The 19,689-nt window shown below is 57.8% G+C and carries 6 protein-coding genes; 5 read left to right on the plus strand and 1 reads right to left on the minus strand.

Annotation, left to right across the window (positions count from 1 at the left end):
• The first annotated feature begins 115 nt into the window (after nt 1–115).
• The 5 genes from G8764_RS09925 to G8764_RS09945 all read left to right on the plus strand — a co-directional run bounded on the left by G8764_RS09925 (nt 116) and on the right by G8764_RS09945 (nt 18,316).
• Nucleotides 116–6,019: a DUF11 domain-containing protein gene (locus G8764_RS09925; RefSeq protein WP_166164465.1), complete on the plus strand. Its 5,904-nt coding sequence runs from the start codon at nt 116–118 to the stop codon at nt 6,017–6,019.
• A gap of 541 nt (nt 6,020–6,560) precedes the next feature.
• A complete protein-coding gene (locus G8764_RS22940; protein ID WP_166164466.1) occupies nt 6,561–9,728 on the plus strand; it encodes a thrombospondin type 3 repeat-containing protein in 3,168 nt (1,055 codons plus the stop codon).
• Between the two features lie 163 nt (nt 9,729–9,891).
• A complete protein-coding gene (locus G8764_RS09935) occupies nt 9,892–14,502 on the plus strand; it encodes a hypothetical protein (protein WP_166164467.1) in 4,611 nt (1,536 codons plus the stop codon).
• A gap of 245 nt (nt 14,503–14,747) precedes the next feature.
• Nucleotides 14,748–15,389: a hypothetical protein gene (locus tag G8764_RS09940; RefSeq protein WP_166164468.1), complete on the plus strand. Its 642-nt coding sequence runs from the start codon at nt 14,748–14,750 to the stop codon at nt 15,387–15,389.
• 8 nt (nt 15,390–15,397) lie between these two features.
• On the plus strand, nt 15,398–18,316 hold the full coding sequence (locus G8764_RS09945; protein ID WP_166164469.1) for a matrixin family metalloprotease: 2,919 nt from the start codon (nt 15,398–15,400) through the stop codon (nt 18,314–18,316).
• A gap of 196 nt (nt 18,317–18,512) precedes the next feature.
• Here G8764_RS09945 and G8764_RS09950 read toward each other — a convergent pair whose 3' ends face one another.
• On the minus strand, nt 18,513–19,667 hold the full coding sequence (locus G8764_RS09950; protein WP_166164470.1) for a glycosyltransferase family 2 protein: 1,155 nt from the start codon (nt 19,665–19,667) through the stop codon (nt 18,513–18,515).
• Nucleotides 19,668–19,689: the final 22 nt, after the last annotated feature.

Below are 19,689 nucleotides of genomic sequence, written 5' to 3' on the forward strand. Positions count from 1 at the left end.
AATAACTCCGTTGGTCAATGGCTAGTCCGTGCAACTTGTCAGGTTTATTTTCACTGACGCAAATGTTTTACCGCTCGTCATGCAGCATTGATATAAACGCAGAAGGAATTGTGTAATGATCTCGCTCACTTTCATAGGCTTACGCAGGTTGCTCAAGCCATTTTTCAAACAGTTTTTTCTCCTCTCATTTTTCGCTCTGGTCGCCAATTTCGCGTTAGCGTTGAATATCGTCGCGACGGTGGATGTCGACCAAAAGGGCTCGGATTTTCACTATTACAAGATTCTGGTGTCCAATACCGATTCGGTGACGCGCAGCGATGTCACGGTCACCACCAATGTGCCGGCGGGCCTGCGATTTTATTACACTTATTCACGGCCTGTGGCGAGTGGTTGCGGCACCAGTTATTGCGATGGTGCCGATATCCCAAGCTGGGATTTGGGCGACCTGGCGCCAGGTGATTCACAGATGATCATCGTGCCGGCGCAGCGCAGCGGGGCAACGGACGGGCAGTCGTTCACCTTTGACGCGTCGGTAACATACGCCGGATTGGGCTCGCCGCTTACAGATTCGGTAACCACCCAGTACGACACTACCACCCCGATTGAGCTATCTATTGACGCGGTCAAACAGACCGTCGATGCCGGCAGTGACGTCCAGTACCAGGTGAGCTACGGTAATATCGGCAACGCCAGCCTTACTGCAACAGAAGTGGCGGCGGATATACCGGCCGGCACGACACTGGTTTCGGCCTCGGATGGCGGCACCCAGGTCGGCAGCCAGGTGGTGTGGGATATTGGCATTCTCGGCGTGGGCAGTGGCAGCAAGCGATTTTTTACGGTGTCGATTCCGGACGGTGCCGAGGATGGGGAGATTTACTTAAGTAACGCGCAATTTACCGGTTCCGGCTCACTGGATGTGACTTCTACCGAATCCATTGTGGTCAACTCTGCAGCTGGCCTGACCCTGGATGTCACCCTGGCCAGTGATATTTCCAGTGGCAGTGGCGATTACCTCTATTATCGCTACGTGCTGTCGAATCGCAGCTCGGTGGACTTGGCCGACGTGGTTCTGAATACCATGGTCGCGGATAATACCCGTTTCTACTACACCTATTCACTGCCAACGGCATCTAACTGCGGTACAAGTTACTGTGATCCCGGGGAGTGGAGTTCGCACGAGTACGACTCTCTGCCCGCGGGTGAATCGCGAGTTGTTATCGTACCGCTCAGCCGTGTTAATGCGGTCAATGGCGAGTTGCTCACCAGCCACGCGGTGGCCTCTGACAGCACCGGTAATTATCGCTTGGGCAGTCGAACATCCATCAATCACAGCAGCACCTCGACACTCGAGCTGTCCCTGTCTGCAGAAAAGCAGGTGGCGGCAACGGGTGAAGAAATTACCTATGAATTGAACTTCGGCAATATCAGCGGCAGTGCCTACCAGAACCTGGTATTGGAATTTGATATGCCGGCCGGTGCTACGCTGGTCAGTACCACAGGCGGTGGCAGCGAGTCGGACGGGGTCGTGAGTTGGGACCTGGGTACCTTGAATACCGGTACTGGCAATAAGCGCATGCTAACGTTGACCCTGGCGGATACCCTGGAAGATGGCGATGTAGTCGTTACCACATCGCGCCTGCACACAGGTGGCCAGCGGCTAATCCAGTCCGCTGAGAGTGTGGTGGTACGCAATGACGTCGGAATGACTCTCAGTGTAACGCTCGCCAGTGATATCAGCAGTTCAGGTGGCGACTTTCTCTATTATCGCTATGTTCTGGCCAATCACAGTTCCGTGGATTTGGCGGACGTTTCGCTGCGCACGATGGTGGCGCACCATACCCGTTTTTATTACACCTACAGCTTGCCCACGGCGAGTGGTTGTGGCACCAGCTACTGTGATCCCGGAGTGGACTGGAGTGAACACAGTTATTCGTTGCTGCCTGCAGGGGAGTCTCGGGTCGTTATCGTTCCGGTAGACCGCGTCGGAGCTGTTGACGGCGAAGTGCTGACCAGCCGTGCGGTGGCCTACGATGCCACCGACAGCTTCCGCCTGGGGGCACAGAGCTCGGTCAATTACGATAGTTCGCCGGCTCTGGAGCTGTCCCTATCGGCAGAGAAGCAGGTGGTGGATACCGCGGAGGAAATTACCTACGAATTGAACTTTGGCAATATCAGCGGCAGTGCCTATCAGAACCTGGTGCTGGAATTTGATCTCCCGCCCGGCGCGTCGCTCGTGAGCGCAAGCGACGGTGGCAGTGAGTCCGACGGGGTTGTCAGCTGGAGCCTCGGCACCCTCAATACCGGCAGTGGCAACAAGCGCCTGGTCACCGTCGAATTGGCCGATACACTGGCCGATGGCGAGGTGGTGGTCACGGATGCACGGCTGCACACGGGAGGGCCGCGCTTGATCCAGTCGTCCGAAAGCGTGGTGGTGCGCAACGACGTCGGGCTGTCCCTGACAGTGACGCTGGCCAGCGACACCAGCAGCGCCAGCGGTGATTTTCTCTACTACCGTTATGTCCTGGCCAACCACAGTTCGGTGGATATGGCGGACGTTTCACTGCGTACCATGGTGGCGCACCATACCCGTTTTTATTACACCTACAGCTTGCCTACGGCGGGCGGCTGCGGAAGCAGCTATTGCGATCCGGGGGTGGACTGGAGTGAGCACAGTTACGGTTTGCTACCGGCAGGGGAATCCCGGGTGGTAATCGTGCCGGTAGACCGCAATAGCGCTGTGGATGGCGAAGTTCTGACCAGCCGCGCCGTGGCCTACGATGCGACGGACAGCTTCCGCCTGGGGGCGCAGACTTCAGCCAATTATGATAGTACGGCGTCGCTGGAGTTGTCCCTCGCCGCCGACACACAAGTGGCAGCTACAGGTGCGGAAGTCCTCTATGAACTGAGCTTCGGCAATATCAGCAACAGCGCCTACCAGAATCTGGTGTTGGAGTATGACTTGCCGGCGGGAGCGACACTGGTCAATGCCTCCAACGGTGGCACCTTGAGTGGCGGCGTGGTCAGCTGGGATCTGGGCACCTTAAACACCGGTGCGGCCAATAAACGTTATGTACGGGTAAGCTTGCCGGGCGGTGCGGCAGACGGCGATGTGATTGTCGCCCACTCACGCTTGCACAGCGGCGCGGCGCGCCTGATCCAGGCCTCCGAAAGTGTGGTGGTACGCAACGATGTGGATTTGGGGCTGGATGTCAGTCTGGTCAATGACCAAACCTACGATGACAGTGGTTATATTCTCTATCGCTATGTGCTGACCAATCGCGGTTCGGTAGATTTGGCTGACGTGACCCTGCGCACTATGGTGGCTCACCACACCAGTTTTTATTACACCTACGCGCTGCCTGTCGCGGGTGGTTGCGGTAGCAGTTATTGTAATTCCGGGGTCGAGTGGAGTTTGCACAGCATAGACCAGTTGCGCGCTGGCGAATCCAGGGTAGTGACCATTCCAGTGAGCAAGGAGTCGAGCGCTGTGGATGGTGAGGTGCTCACCAGCCAGGCGGTGGCCTACGACAGCGGTGGTGCTTACTGGCTGGGCAGTAAATCCACGGCACTCTACGCCGATGATCCGACGCCCCAGGTCGCCATGACCGCGCGTCGTTTTGTGCTGGCTGACAACGCTACCCAGGAGGTCGATATCTGGGCCGGCAACCCGCAGTCGAGCGTGGTCAGCAATGCCTATTATGTTCTCAATATCCCGGACGGCTATTCAGTGCAGACGGTATCGAACAATGGCGTGGCCTATACCGTTGCAGGCAGCCCCATCGTGGTCTGGCCGCTGGGTAATATTCCCGCCGGGCAGTGGCTGCATGAATCGGTAACCCTGGTTTCCGACGCAGGTCTTGGTGCGGCCGAGGTGCTGGTACTGCGCGGCAGTTTGCATCGCGGCGCTGATCCCACCAATGCATTGGCCCGGTCGCAATTGCCAACGGTGATAGGCGCAGAGGTGATCGATCTGGATACCGCAGAAACCAATACCGCCGGGGCGCGAGAGTGGGATCTGCTGGCGGAAAATATCAGTTCGCCCGAGGTGGCTGATACCACCCTGTATTTCTGGGTGCCGAGCTATACCTATGCGCTGGAGTCCGGCACCGGTGCGGTGTGTTCGGGCAGTACCTGTAACCCCGACGAGTGGGGTTATTGGGACATTGGAAATTTTGATGCCGGTGCCGCTGAGGCGTTTAATCTGCCGCTCACTGATTCAAACCCGCCCAATGGCTTGTTGCTTGTGGGCCAGGCTCAGCTCAATTGGTCCTCCACTCCCCGCAAGCCAATTTCCCTGCAAAGAGTCTGGGGTGCGGGCAGTGAGTACCAGGTTGACCAGAACCACGACAGCGACGGGGACGGCGCTCCGGACTGGTGGGAAATCGCCAATGGCTTTGACTTCCTCGACGGCACCGATGGTGCGCTGGATGCGGATAATGATGATTTGAGTAACACCGGCGAGTATTTCGCTGGCACACTGCCGTACGTAGCCGATACCGATGCCGATGGTATAACCGACGGCGCTGAAGTGGCAGTGGGTTTAAACCCCCTCTCGGACGCAGACGCCGGCCTCGACCTGGACAGTGATGGTTTGAGCAACCTGACTGAACACCGGCTCGGCACCCTGCTGGATGATGAGGACAGCGACAACGATGGCTGGACTGATTACCAGGAAGCATTATTGGGTAGCGATCCACTGCTCGACAGTGATTACTATATTCCCAATGCGGCCTTTATCTCTGTGCACAAGTTGTGGGATATAAACGGAGACGGAGTTGAGGAGGTCGGGCAGTTTGGCAAGCGTACCAATAACAATAAGCCTCAGTTGATCATCACCGATCCGACCACCGGCTCCACGGTGACCTCCTACACCTGGGAGGATGACTGGTACAACCCGCAACTGGTGCGAGTCTCCGATCGCAACGGCGATGGAGTAGAGGAGCTTGCCCTGTTCGGTCTGGCCAAAGCCGACCTGCGGCCGCAGCTGGTGATTAAAAACGGGGCCAACGCCGCCCAGGTGCTGAATACCTTCAGCTGGCCGGCCAGTTGGACCGGCGTGCAGTTTGTAGAGTTGGATGATTCCACCAGTGACGGAGTGTCTGAGTTGGCCATCTTCGGGTTTGATTATGTCACCTGGCAACCCAAGCTGGTGGTGCGCGACGGCTCCGATCCGGAAGTTGCCAGACCCACCACCAGTTGGCCCTCCATCTGGAACAATGTGCAGTTTGTGCAACTGCCGGATATGAACAGCGACGGGGTTGATGAAGTGGCTATCTTTGGTCAGCGCACTGGCAGTGGTCGCAACCAGCTGGTGATCAAGGACGGCACTGACCCCGATGTACAGATCGAGATCTACAATTGGGGCAACAACTGGGACGACCCGCAGGTGGTGTCGTTGGCCGATCTCAACAATGACCTCAGTAACGAGATCGCGCTGATGGGTGTGCGCAAGGACGACGGCCGAGCCCAGATGATCGTCAAGAGCGGCAGCAATCGCTCCCAGGGCGTGCGCAACTACGGTTGGCCGGAGGAGTTGACCAACCCGATCTATATGTCGGTACCGGATCGCGACAATGACGGCCTGGCGGAACTGGGTATGGTCGGCGTGCGCAGTGACGATGGGCGCACCCAGATCATTGTCAAAAAAGGCAGCAGCCAGCAAACCCTGGAGGTGGTGGGTTGGAATACCACCTGGCTTGACGGAGTGGTGCATATCCTCGCCGATCTCTCGACAGACGCACTGCAGGACTACGCTTTGCTGGGTAACCACTTCAACGCCGGTTATGCCCAGTTGGTGGTGATCAATAGCGCCACTGGCCAGAACCTGCGCACCTTCAGTTGGCCTACCATGGACGCCACCAAAGCTACCCTGATCCAACTGGCGGATATGAACGGCGACAACATTCCGGAGGTGGGACTTTATTCGGCCGAGAGCGGTAGTGGTGTCCTGCAGATCAAGAACGGTGCCAACCAGGCACAGATTCTCTCGACTGTGAACTGGCCGGCGGCCTGGTACTAGACGCGTGTATATGGCTGCATTTTAGCGAAGCAGCCTGCCCAGCCATTTGTCGCTGGGCAGGCTATACAGAGTTTTATTACTTCCCATCAATCCGAAGGTGCATGCCACGCACCGGTCGTCTGCCACCTTGCGAGTCTTCTCCACTGGCGTATACTTCTACCTCAGCCAGTTCGCAAGGACTCCGCCCGCTCCGTGGGTGAGCCCCTTGAAATTGCGCCGGGCTTCCCCTCGCGATCGCTAAAAATTATTCAGGCATGGGGATTTGACAAGGTTTGGTCGCGCTAATGGCGCGAACCTTAAATCGGATTGTGCGATGTTCTCATACGCTAGTCTTAGCTCCTGTTGGCGTTCCTGTTGGCGTTCTTGTTGGTGTTCTTGTTGGTATAGTTGTCCGAGTTTTGGATCAATCCTCCTCACTGCTTTGCTTCTGTGTATTGCCAGTCCTGGCCATGCACTGAACCTGGCAGCCACTATTGATTCCGATCGCAAGGGCAGCAATTACTTTTACTGCAAAATCCTGGTATCAAACCCGGATTCGGTGGTGCGCAATAACGTCACCGTCGCCATCGATGTGCCCGCCAATACCAACTTCAATGAGACCAGTGCGTTGCCGGTTGCCAATTGCAGCGGCAGTAGCTGTGACGCGGGTGAGACCCCGAGCTGGGAGCTTGGCAGTCTGGCCGCGGGCGCGTCCCGGGTAATAATCGTGCCGTTCCAGCAGGTGGGCGCCACTTCCGGGCAGACCTTTACGTTTAACGCGGCCGCCACTTATACCGGTTTAGGCGAACCGGTTAGCGCGACCGCGGAGGCCGAATATGACACCAGTAGCGCAGTGGAGCTGTCACTGGACGCGCGCCGGCAAACCGTAGCCGCTGGCGGCGAGGTCCGGTACGAGCTCGGTTTCGGCAATATCGGTGCGACTCCCTTGCCGGGACTGTCGCTGGAATTTGACCTGCCTGCCGGCGCCAGTCTGGTGGAGGTGTCCGACGGTGGCAGTTTGGCCAACGGCGTAATCAGCTGGGAGCTGGGCACTTTGGCGGCGGGGGCTGCCAGCAAGCACTTTGTGCGAGTGGCGCTGGCGGCGGACCAGGAATCCGGCGACCTGATCACAACAGCAGCTCGTGTGCGTGACAGCGAACAAACCCTGGTCAGCGCTGCGGAGAGTGTAGCGGTGCTCAACCAGGCTGGGCTGGCCCTGGACGCGACCCTGGTCAATGACTTGAGCTTCGCCCTGGGCGGACATTTTTATTATCGCTATGTGCTGACTAATCGGGGTTCGGCAGCCCTGGCAGATGTGGAGCTGCGGGTGCTAACCGCAGAGCACAGCAGCTATATGGAGCTGGGCAGCTTGCCGGCCACAGACTGCAGCGGTGCCAGCTGCGATGCCGGCGAGTGGGGTTACTACAGTTTTGGCCCACTGGAGGCAGGGGAGAGCCGGGTGGTGACCATCCCGGTGCTGAAAACCGACGCCGCCGTGAATGGGGATGTTCTCACCAGCCGGGCCATGGCGCAGGCGGACGGTGGTGCTGAGTGGGCGGGGGTTAAGTCTTCAGTCTTGTATGCGCAAGCTGTGAAACCCCAGGTGGCCATGGCCGGACGGCGTTTTGTGGTGGCCGCGAATGCCACCCAGGAGGTGGATATCCGCGTCGGCAATCCCGGAGCGGCGGCGCTCAATAACGCATTTTTCGTGCTCTCGATCCCGTCGGGCTTTGCGGTGCAGACGGTCTCCGGCAATGGACTGGCACTGGCGGGGGCCGGCAACCCCTATGTGATCTGGCCACTGGGTAATATTCCCGCCGGCGGCTGGGTGCAGCAGAGTGTCACCCTGCAGGCAGACGCGGGGCTGGAGGCGGGGCAGGTGCTGATACTCGAAGGCAGCTTGCGCGGCGGCGGCAATCAACCCGGGTCCCTGGCACGGGCGCAACTGGCGACCGTGATTGGCGCCGAGGTGCTGGATGTGGACTCTGGCCTGGCAGTCAGCGGCAGCACCCTGAACTGGGATTTTCTCGCTGAGAATATCAGCGCGCCGCAACTGACTGATGCCCGCTTGTGGTTCCTGATGCCCAACACCAGTTTCTTTTTCCCGGGGCAGGGCGGGGCGGTGTGCCCGGACAGCGGCTGTTTCCCCGGCGATTGGGGCTACTTCCCGCTGGGTGACTTCGGTAGCGGCGAATCTGCACCCTTTGACCTGGCGGCGACGGTATCCGGCGCCGCCGCCGGCGCACTGCTGGTGGGACACGTCAACCTGGATTGGGCCTCGACGCCGCGCACACCGCTGGCCATTCAAAGACTGTGGGCGCTCGGCAGTGAACACCCGGTCGACCTCGATCACGACAGCGATGGCGACGGCGCTACTGATTTCCAGGAGCTGCAGTACGGCACTGACCCGCTGGACAGCCGCGACGTGCTGCTTGAAGCCAGTAGTTATCTCTCGCTGCACAAACTCTGGGATATGAACGGTGACGGGATTGAGGAAGTGGGCCAGTTTGGTGTACGCCTCAATAACGACAAGCCCCAGCTGATTGTGACTGACCCCAGCACCGGTGCCACAGTCAAATCCTTTACCTGGGAGGCGAGCTGGTACAACCCGCAGCTGGTCAGGCTGTCGGATCGCAATGGCGACGGAGTCGATGAGCTGGCCGTCTTCGGCTTCGCGAAAGCTGATTTGCGCCCCCAGTTATCCATCAAGAACGGGGTCAGCGCGGCGCAGCTGAATACCTTCAGTTGGCCAGCTAACTGGTACGCGGTGCAATTTGAGGAGCTGGACGACTCCACCAACGATGGCATCTCCGAGCTGGCGATCTTCGGTTTTGACAAAGCCAGTGACCAGGCCAAGCTGGTGGTGCGCAATGGCGCCAATCCGGAGCAGCAATTACCCACCACCAGCTGGCCGGCAATTTGGCAGAATGTCCGCTTTTTGCAGACTCCGGATGTCAACGGCGACGGGGTGGAGGAAGTGGCGATTTTCGGCCAGCGCACGGGCAATAACCGCAACCAGCTGGTGATCAAGGATGGCGTCGACCCGAATATCCAGCACGCTATTTATAACTGGGGTGATAACTGGGACCAGCAGCAGATCCTGCGCCTCGCTGACAACACCAACGACGGCATTGAAGAGCTGGGGTTACTGGGTGTGCGCAGGGACGACGGTCGCGCCCAGTTGATCGTCAAGAATGGTGCCAATCGCTCCCAGGGGGTGCGTAATTACGGTTGGCCGGAAGAGTTGACCAGCCCCGAGTATTTGCCGGTTCCGGATCGGGACGGCGATGGCCGGGCGGAGTTGGGGATGGCCGGGGTGCGCAGTGACAATGGCCGCACCCAGATTATCGTCAAGCGCGGCAGCAATCAGCAAACCCTGGAGGCAGTGGGTTGGAATACCACCTGGGTCGATGGCAAGGTGCACGTGCTGGCGGATTTGTCCGGCGATCAATTGCACGACTACGCGCTGCTGGGCAATCACGTCACTGCTGGCTACGCCCAATTGGTGGTCAGCAACAGCGCCAGCGGGCAAACCCTGCGCACTTTTAGCTGGCCCTCTATGGATGCCACGCAATCCACCCTGGTAGAACTTGCAGATATGAATGGCGACGGCATTCCGGAAGTCGGCCTGTATTCTGCCGGCAGTGGCAGTGGTGTATTGGAAATCAAAAACGGCGCCAACCAGACCCAGCTACTGTCCCGGGTAACCTGGCCTGCGGCCTGGTATTAATGTTTGCCGGGCTGCCCGGTGGCAGGTTTTTGCGTTAATTTATGGTTTTTTGGGTCAGGTTAGCTAATATCAAGTGATAACTCATGCCTGTCGCGCAGCTGAGCATTGCAGTTGCTCTCTGCAGTGGCAGTATTTTTTTTCGCTAAGGAAGAGAGAAATAATAATGAATCCTGTCAGCGCTTCTATTCGCGCCTTTCCGCTCGTTAATACCACTCTGTTGGCCACTTCACTGTTGCTCAGTTCCACTGTCGCCGCGGTACCCCAGGGCACTTACCGAGGGCAAAGCTCGGTGGAATTCCTGCTCGATCTGCAGGCTAATGGTGGTGCTGCTGGCCACGCACTGGAGTCCAGCTCTGTGTACGGTATCCAGTGGGTGATCGACGGCAGCGGCAATATTACGCCCAGCGTACTGAGTGAAGACTATGTCTTTGTCGATACCAATAACGACCAGCAGGCCGACAGCTGGGTGTTGCAGAGCACGACCCATCGCTCCAGGCGCCTGGTGGGTAGCAATTATGGTGGTTACTCCCTGCTCCAGGCCCCAGCGGGATTTTCGGCGCCGGCCTTTACCAGTTCATTGACGCAGGCGGGAGTGGGGCTCTATGAGGCGGACATAAACAACACCATTACCTTTTTGAGTGACACCAGTCTCCGTGCCGTAATTACCAGCACGCCGTCGGAAGATCTGTTGGTGAGCAATGTGTTGGTCAATGATTTTCTCAGTGGTGGCAAAAACCTGGTGTCCAGTGTGCTGGGTATCTTCGCCAAAATGGATACTCTTTATCCGACCACAGCGGCGGACCTGAATGGCAAGTCATTCCACGGCGTATTCCGCTCCCGCGAATATGTTGGTATTGATGGCTACGACGCTAAATACACAGAGGCCGTCAGTGGCGGCCTGGCAGCCATTGAATTTACCTCCACCTCTGCTTGCGTGATATCCGCGTTGGAGCGGACGGAGATTCTCCAGTTTACCATTCCCGACCTCGATGGCGACTCCGGCACTGTCGAGGGGGACCAGGATTACCGCAATCGGCTGGCTATCCAAATCCAGGACTCCTCCGGATTTGATTGTACCTATTCTGTAGACAGCAGCGGCCGGATCGAGATTCGCGCCGACCCGGGTGGTGAGGGAGAGTTTCAGTTGTTTGAGTTTTACAGTGACGCCAGCCAGCGCTACCTGGTGTCTACTGACTCTGGCAACTCTCTCGACAGCACTGGAGAACCTGTCGGTGGCGGCGAGGGCACTGAGGGGCAGATCAAGGGCCTGGGCCTGTTTCTGCAGGTTGCGGCCTTCGATGCCGATCAGGACACACGCAACGATGCGGCCGCCGGCACCTTCCTCCTCAATTACATCGCCAGTGATTATGAGAGCGGCCTGCTCAGCAACTGGAGCCCGGAGTTTGACCAGTTCGGCCGTGCGGTGCTGGAATTTTCCAGTGCTGCAGCGGCGGGCCATACGGGGTTTAACCAGTGTTCCTTCCGCGACCGTGGGGTGGAGACCGAGAAAGCCGATTCCGGCACCGAGGCCGGTGGTGATGTCAGTTCCGACCTCAATAAATTCACCTCCCCGTTGGAAGAGGCGCTGGATTGCCGCTTCCGCATCCATCAAAGCGGCGGCTTCGAGCTGGTGTTAACTTTCGAAGACGACGGCGGTGTCGAGGAAGTGAACATTGACGGCAGAATCTCCAACAACTATGAGGCCTTGACGCTCGCCTTGGCGGAGAGCGGTACTGTCATAGTGGAAGGCACTGATGTGGTTGACGAGAGCGGGCTTATTGTCGTTGTTGGGGTGCAGTATTCCGGCGATCTATCCGCCAACCAGGACGACGACGAATTCAGCAACGAGGACGAGTTCTTCGTCTATCGCGGCCAGGATTCCGATGACGACGGCGACCCCAACAGCACCGACCCCGATGACGATAACGACGGTATTTCGGATATTATCGAACTGGCTAATCCTACCTTTTTACACCCCTGGAACGCCGCCGATGGCCAGCGTGACCAGGACGGCGATGGCTTCAGCAATGCCGCTGAGGCTCTGGCAGGCACCAGCATGACTGACCCGGAGGACAAGCCCGGCACGGCCTTCAGGGCGCTGGGCTTCTGGACCCATCTCGCTTTTAACGGCAACTACCACGAGGAACAGGTGTGTCGCGAAGACAGCGGCGGCTACCTCGATAACAGTGGTGACTTTGTGCCCGACCCCTTCTGGGTATCTTACTGCGCTGTGCGGGGCATGGCCTGGTGGAGCGGCAATCTGGACCTGTTTATCTTTGCCGATCAGGAACAAAACCCGAGTTGCGACGAGGGCAGTACCTGTTCCCAGTCGGTAGTGCGCGATGGTAATTACCTGGATGTAGGCGCACGGGGTATGGTGACCGCCGACGATGGCATGTTGTTTGTCAGCCACTACGATTTCAACGGCAATCCGCTGCGCGATGAAAACTGGGACCCCAGTGTCGGCGATATCGAATACGGCGTCAGCATGGTGGTGCAGGTAGCCAGTGGTCTCAGCAACAACGATCTGGTGGGCAAGACCTACGCCGTGGCGGCCATGAGCAAGAGCTTTGCGCAGGGTGATAACGCGCAGTTCTCGGAAACCAACCTGCTGTTGTCCTTTGACTTGTCCATAACCGGTGACGGTACCTGTGTGGTCAGTAGCTGGACCGAGCACAAGCTGGAGCAGTTGGAAGATGGCGACAATGATTTTGACGATCGCACCAACCTGTACCACAGCGAAGCGCCTGTTACGTTCTCCGCTTGCAGCTTCAGCACTGATGCTGCCAGTGGCGAATTGCAGCTGACCCTGACTCCCACCGAGGGCGATCCCGGTGTCTGGGCGCTGCGCGTCACTCCGGACTTCAATTACCTGGCCAGCAGCAACCCGGACGCCAGCCCCGACGAAATTGGATTTGTCCTCGGTGTCAGCAAAGCCACCCCTACTGCAGGCGATAATGCCGCAGTTGCGGGCGCGTTCTTTATTGCCGGTATGGACCTGGACTTCTGGAACCACACCGATACTGCCTTCGTCGGCTATGACGGCGATGGCATCTTCCGGGCGGTGCTTGACTTCAGCGGTGCAGCCCCGGGGCTCGATGGTTTCAGTGACTGCAGTTTATATGTTGCCAGCTCCGGTTCCGGTCGTGGCCTGAGCGGTGACGTGGGAGTCGACGCCGCCGGCTGGGCCTGGATCGAGGGCGAAGTAGACGACATGCAAGCCTGTCGCTATCGGGTCAATGCCGGCGGCGTTGTGGAAGTGGAGGAGACCCTGAGCGGCGAGTCGCCGGAGTCGATTTTCTTCCAGCTGGGTGCCGACGGCAATGCGCTGCTGTTTTCCGAAGGTGGCGCCGATATGGAGGATGTTGGCTTTGAGGAGGCCTACGCAGCACTGGGATTGGGCATCAAATACAGCGGTAGCAATTACATCCCCCTGATCGCGGATTTTCTCGATATCCCGGTCACCCAGGGCGAAGTCAGTGTGCCGTCCAATCTCACCTTTATCGAGCTGTGGGATATGAACGGCGATGGCGTCCAGGAGGTGGGCCAGTTCGGTCTGCGTCTCAACAATAACAAGCCCCAGTTAATCGCTACTGACCCCACCACGGGCTCGACCGTGAGGGCATTTACCTGGGACGACAACTGGGATAACCCCGAGATCGTCCGCCTGGCCGACCGCACCGGTGATGGCGTGGATGAGCTGGCTTTGTTTGGTTTCGCCAAGGCCGACCAACGGCCGCAATTGAGTGTCAAAAATGGTGCCAGCGCGGCTGCAGTGAATACCTTCAGCTGGCCGGCCAACTGGTATGATGTGCAGTTCCAGGAGCTGGACGACTCCACCGGTGACGGTATTTCCGAGGTGGCGATCTTCGGTTTTGCCAACGGCAGTGACCAGGCCAAACTGGTGGTGCGTGACGGCGCTGATCCGGCGGTCTCCCTGCCGACGGCCAGCTGGCCTGCCATCTGGAACAATGTGCGCTTCCTGCAGACGCCGGATCTCAACGGCGACGGCGTCGATGAAGTGGCGATCTACGGCCAGCGGGCCGGCAACGGCCGCAACCAGCTGGTGGTCAAGGATGGCGTCGATCCGAGTATCCTGCACGAGGTGTTCAACTGGGGGAATAACTGGGACGACCAGCAGGTGGTTATCCTCGATGACATGACCGCGGATGGTATTGGTGAAGTGGCACTGGCAGGCGTACGCAAGGACGATGGTCGGGCGCAGATGATTGTGCGTGACGGCAGCGACCGCTCGCAGAATGTGCGCAATTACGGCTGGCCTGCGGAGTTGACTGGCGGTCAGTACTTGAGCGTGCCGGATCGCGACGGCGACGGCATTGCTGAATTGGGTATGGTGGGCGTGCGCAGCGACAACGGTCGCACTCAGGTGATCGTCAAGCGCGGCAGCAGTCGCCAGACCCTGGAGGCGGCCGGTTGGGCCAGCAACTGGACCGATACCGAGGTACATGTGCTCGCAGACCTGTCCTCCGATTCACTGCCGGATTACGCCCTGTTGGGTAATCACGTGTTGGCGGGCTACGCCCAGCTGGTGGTCAACGACAGTGCCACTGGTGGCGTCTTGCGCACGTTCAGTTGGCCCTCCATGGACGCCACCCGCTCGACTCTTGTAGAAGTGGCCGATATGAACGGCGACGGTGTGCCCGAGGTGGGCCTGTACAGTGCCCAGAGCGGGGTCGGCGTGCTGCAGATCAAGAACGGCGCCAACCAGGCCCAGGTGCTGTCCACGGTGACCTGGCCTGCGGCCTGGTATTGAGCACTGCCCTGCCGCGCTGGCGGCAGGGCAGGATAACCGGGAGTGCTTCTCGACGCGCCGATGTCGATGACGATGAGTCAGTGATTTTGTGCGCTGCTGGGGTACCCCGGGTTTAATTATTGATGAATTGGGAGTAAGCTCAAGAGTAGTAAGCGGCAGCTCTGCGATAATCAACTAGCAGCAAGGAGTGGCCAAATACAATGACCAGCGCCCGCCCCACCAGATCAGTGCCTGTATGCAGGTTTATGCAACTCGCTGTTTTCTTTGCCGTATTTCTCGGTAGTCTACTGTTCAATCCGGCCGTCAGGGCCTCGACAGTTATGCAGGTGGACCTCGACTATTTACTGCAACACGCCGAACTGGTTTTTGAGGGCGAAGTCATCGCCAGCAACGCCCGTTGGAATAACACTCGAACCGGCATTTTTACCCACGTCACCTTTCAGGTAAATCACGTCATCAAGGGCGAACACGCCGAGTCAACCCTGGTATTGCAGTTCGCTGGAGGTCAGGTGGGCGATGTGGGCTTGCAGGTGGGGGAGATGGAATACCCCGAGCTGGGCGAAAAAGGCATTTATTTTGTCGAATCCACCACCAGGCAAATGGTTAATCCGCTAGTGGGCTGGACCCAGGGGCATTTTTTGCTGCTGCAAGATGCGGATGGTACAGAGCGGGTGGTGACACGGGGCAGGGCGCCGGTGCAGCAGGTTATGAGCCGCTCTCGCGCTGCTGCTACCAGTGCTGCGGCCGATCGCTTCGCCCCGTTTAGCAAGGGCATGGCCGCCGGGCTGCAATTGGGCCAGCCCGCTGATTTAGATAGTGCACTGGACCGCAAGGCGTTTCGCGACGCGCTGCGGCAGCGTCTCAATGCGCTAGAGCCAGAACTCTAGGTGTCGTTATGAATATTCTAATCGGGCATGTCCAAATTCGCTGGCATGTGCTCTTGCCGCCGGTGCGGCTGCTTGCATTGCTGTTCACAGTGCTGTTTTCACTGGTGTTGCTGGTCGGCAGTGGGCCGGCATACAGTTTTGTGCTGTCGGGCACTTCATGGGCTACGGGCGAGGCTGTTGTGCGGGTGGACATTGGCGCCTCCAATCCACCCGGAGACGATCAGCCCAACGTGGTCAGCGGCGGCCCCAGCACCGCGGAGCTGGACGCCGCCTATATCGAAGCCATGCAGAGTTGGAGTGACAGCTCCACTTTTCGCTATGTGGCGGTAACCGACCAGGGGCACAGTGACCCCTGTGAATCGGATACGATCAATGGCGTTAAGTTTGCCGATACCACCTGTTTCGGCGAATTTGGTGGTGCCACCCTGGCGGTACAGCAGCGCTGGACCTCCGGTGCCACCATCACCAAGACCGGCACCATTTTTAAAAATACCATCGAGTGGGATATTTACAGCGGCAATTGGACCGGGGTGGCCGAGTTCCGTCGGGTCGCCGTGCACGAACTGGGACACGGTTTGGGCCTTGATCACACCCTCGTCACGGGCTCCATCATGGAGGCATTAGCGGGCGATACGGAAACTCCCCAGGCGGATGATATCGCCGGCGCGGCAGCCTACTATGACGTCGACAGTGATGACGTCGGCCTGGCCGACGATAACTGCCCGCTGGATGCCAACAGTGACCAGCTGGATACCGACGAGGATGGCCAGGGTGATGCCTGCGACGCCGACCAGGACGGCGACGGTATATACAGCGAGGCAGCGGTGGACGCCAGCGTCGGTCTTAACCCGCTCGGTTCCAGTTTGTTTGCGGTTGGTCCAAACAGTGGCAACCCCGCTTTCGCCTTTATGGCACAGACCTTCAGCGTCGCCATTGAAGGTGATTTACAGCGCCTCGATCTGCCGGTGTATTGCCCCAGCGGTGACCTGGAGCTGGAAATCCGCAATGTGGTGAGCGGCGAGCCCGGCAGCTCCGTCCTCGGCAGCGCGACGTTCACCGGCGGTGTCGGTGTGCCCACCACCAATTCCGGGGTGGTGGAGTACTCGCTAAGCGCCGCAGGTTTAAGCAGCGGCAGCAGCTACGCGCTGGTACTGGAGGCCGATGGGGAATGTCGCTGGATAACCTCAAGTGAAGGCTATGCCGGCGGCATTGGTTACCTGTCCACCAGTGGCAGTAACTGGCAAGATATCGGCGATTTCGCTTTTCAAACCTTTATCGACCCGTCGCCCACCGACAATTGCCCCACGGTGAGTAACCCCGGCCAGGAGGATACTGACAACAACGGTATCGGCGACGCCTGTGATTTTCCCGATGATGAGGACGGGGATACGGTAGCTGCCGAAGATGACCTGGACGATAATGACCCGTTTGTCTGCCAGGATCTCGATGGGGATTCCTGTGACGATTGTAGTGTCGCCGGTATGCCCGATACTGCCAACGACGGCCCCGATAACGAAAGCGATGGCATTTGCGATGCCGGTGATCCGGACGACGACAACGATGGCTGGAGCGATATCCAGGAAGCGCTGTTGTCTACTGACCCGCTGGATGAACTGAGCTTTTTGACTCTCAACAGTGCCTATATCTCCCTGCACAAACTCTGGGACATGAACGGTGACGGGGTGGAAGAGGTGGGCCAGTTTGGCCTGCGCAATAACAACAACAAGCCGCAACTGGTGGTGACCGACCCGGCCACCGGTGCCACAGTGCGCACCTATACCTGGGAGGATGACTGGTACAACCCCGAGTTTGTGCAGGTGTCCGACCGCAACGGTGATGGCATCGCCGAAGTGGCTATTTTCGGCCTCGCCAAAGCCGACTTGCGACCCCAGCTGACCATCAAGGACGGTACCAATGCCGCGGTGGTGGTGGATACATTCAGTTGGCCCGCCAACTGGAGCAAGGTGCGTATGGTGGAGCTGGACGATTCCAGCGGAGACGGGGTCACGGAGTTGGCCATATTCGGCTTTGATATCAACAGCCAGCAAGCGAAACTGGTGGTGCGCAACGGGGTCGATCCGGATCTGCAGCTGCCTACCACCAGCTGGCCCGCCAACTGGAATAATGTCAGTTTTGTCCAGACTCCGGACGTTAACGCCGATGGTATCGACGAAGTGGCTATCTTTGGCCAGCGGGTCGGCAACAATCGCAACCAGCTGGTGATCAAGGACGGTTTGGACCCGGATATCAAACACGATGTCTACAACTGGGGTGATAACTGGGATGAGCCGCGCTATGTGCGCCTGGATGACCTCAATAGCGACCAGGTCGAGGAAGTGGCCCTGGCCGGTATTCGCAGGGATGACAGTCGGGCCCAGATGATCGTCAAGAACGGCACCAATCGCTCCCAGGGGGTGCGCAATTACGGTTGGCCGGCCGTGTTAACCAATCCGAGTTATATGCGAGTGCCGGATCGCGATGGCGATGGTCGGGCTGAGCTGGGTATGGTGGGCGTGCGCAGTGACAATGGCCGCACCCAGATCATTGTCAAAAAGGGCAGCAGCCAGCAGACCCTGGAGTCGGTGGGCTGGAATACCACCTGGGTGGATGGGGTTGTCTATATTCTCGACGATCTCTCTCTCGACCAGCTGCAAGATTACGCCCTGCTAGGCAACCACTTTAACGCCGGTTACGCCCAGTTGCCGGTAATAGACAGTGCCACTGGCACTATCCTGCGCACCTTCAGCTGGCCTTCCATGGACGCCACCAAGGCGACCCTGGTGCAGCTCAGTGATATGAACGGTGACAATATCCCCGAGGTGGGACTCTACTCAGCCGAGAGCGGCAGCGGGGTGCTGGAAATCAAGAACGGCGCCAACCATGCCCAGCTGTTGTTCCGCGTCACCTGGCCTGCGGCCTGGTATTAATCGGTTGAGATGCCCCGGCTGCGGTTTCGCTGGAGCCGGGGATCGTTCGACGGTTAGAAACGGAGTTTTGAATGCACCGGCGAGGAGTTTTCATAGCCGTGGTTAGTTGATGGTAGTCAAAGTGAGCCCATCAGGGTGCAGCCGCGGTCTTACCGTAAGGCAAAGACAGGTTTAGCCTTTACAATTGCTGCCTGACCTATGCTCTCGGATACACCTGGTGCTCATTGCCCTTGATTTTTAGTATTAGAGACGACTCATCTTTAACTGCAGGCGGAGGCAGCTTAAAGCCAGACTTGATTTGATTGGTTATTTCTTTGCGGATGAGGTCCGGACGTTCAACATTTAATTCAAGTTCCAACTCATTGTTATCGTATTTAAGCAGCAATTTTATCGGCGCTGACGAATCGGATGTCACCCACCCGACAAAATGGTTGTTGGCCTCGTTAAATGCAGATTGAATATAGGCAAAATAATGAGTCTGTTCGCCAAGAGTTTTGACAAGGCTGGCAATCTCCTGGCGTACCAGGGTTGAATGTTTGGACAAATCCAAGCATGAATGATGGCACAAGTCATGGCTCCTGAAATAGCCTTCACCCTTTTCTCGTAATAGTGACCCCGCTGCCGAACCCCGCTTGAACTTCTTTTCAAAGTGCTCTTGCCTGGATTTGATTACAAAGTGAGCGATGTAAAGTTTTGCGTTATTGATCTCGACGGTAAACGGGGATGGTCCATCAGCAATATTATCTTCCCTGTCCAGCATGACTGTAGCGAACCTTGCCGGTTCGAGGTTTTCATTGTAGTAGACGCCGTTGACTAACTCGTTATGATGAATGCTGACTTTATCAATATCTTTAATGCGAGCCAGTGTTTTAATGTGGCAGTTGCGAGGCTCTTCCGGCTTTGAGCAGCGAGTAAATCTCTCAATTACCAGTCCATCGCCGGAAACTTTTCGGCCAGATGAGCCAAAGATGCGCCAGTTTAAGGCCAGCGCCGAGAAATCCTTGCAGCTTTCGGTTTTAGCCAGAAAATCCATAAGCTTGATGCCGGTTTCATTGACCAGGAATTCATCGGCATCGAGGAAGAGAAAATAGTCATAAGCACTGCCGTACTCGCGAATGGCACGCTCATAAGCGGTGTGTTGTACGCCAACCTCAGCGTTGACCCTGGGGTGAAAAAATCGCTTGATCAGGCCGGCTTGATCCAGTGCCTCCAGTAATTCGCTGCCGCCGTCATCACTGACATTATCGGCAATGATAAAGTTGCTGATGCCGATTACAGAGCGATGGTATGCGAGCCACTCCAGGATGTAGTTCGACTCGTTTTTCATGATTGATACTATGGCAACTTTCATTCTTTACCTGGAAAACCTGTTG

The sequence above is a fragment of the Pseudomaricurvus alcaniphilus genome, assembly GCF_011440395.1.
Lineage (GTDB): Bacteria > Pseudomonadota > Gammaproteobacteria > Pseudomonadales > Cellvibrionaceae > Pseudomaricurvus > Pseudomaricurvus alcaniphilus.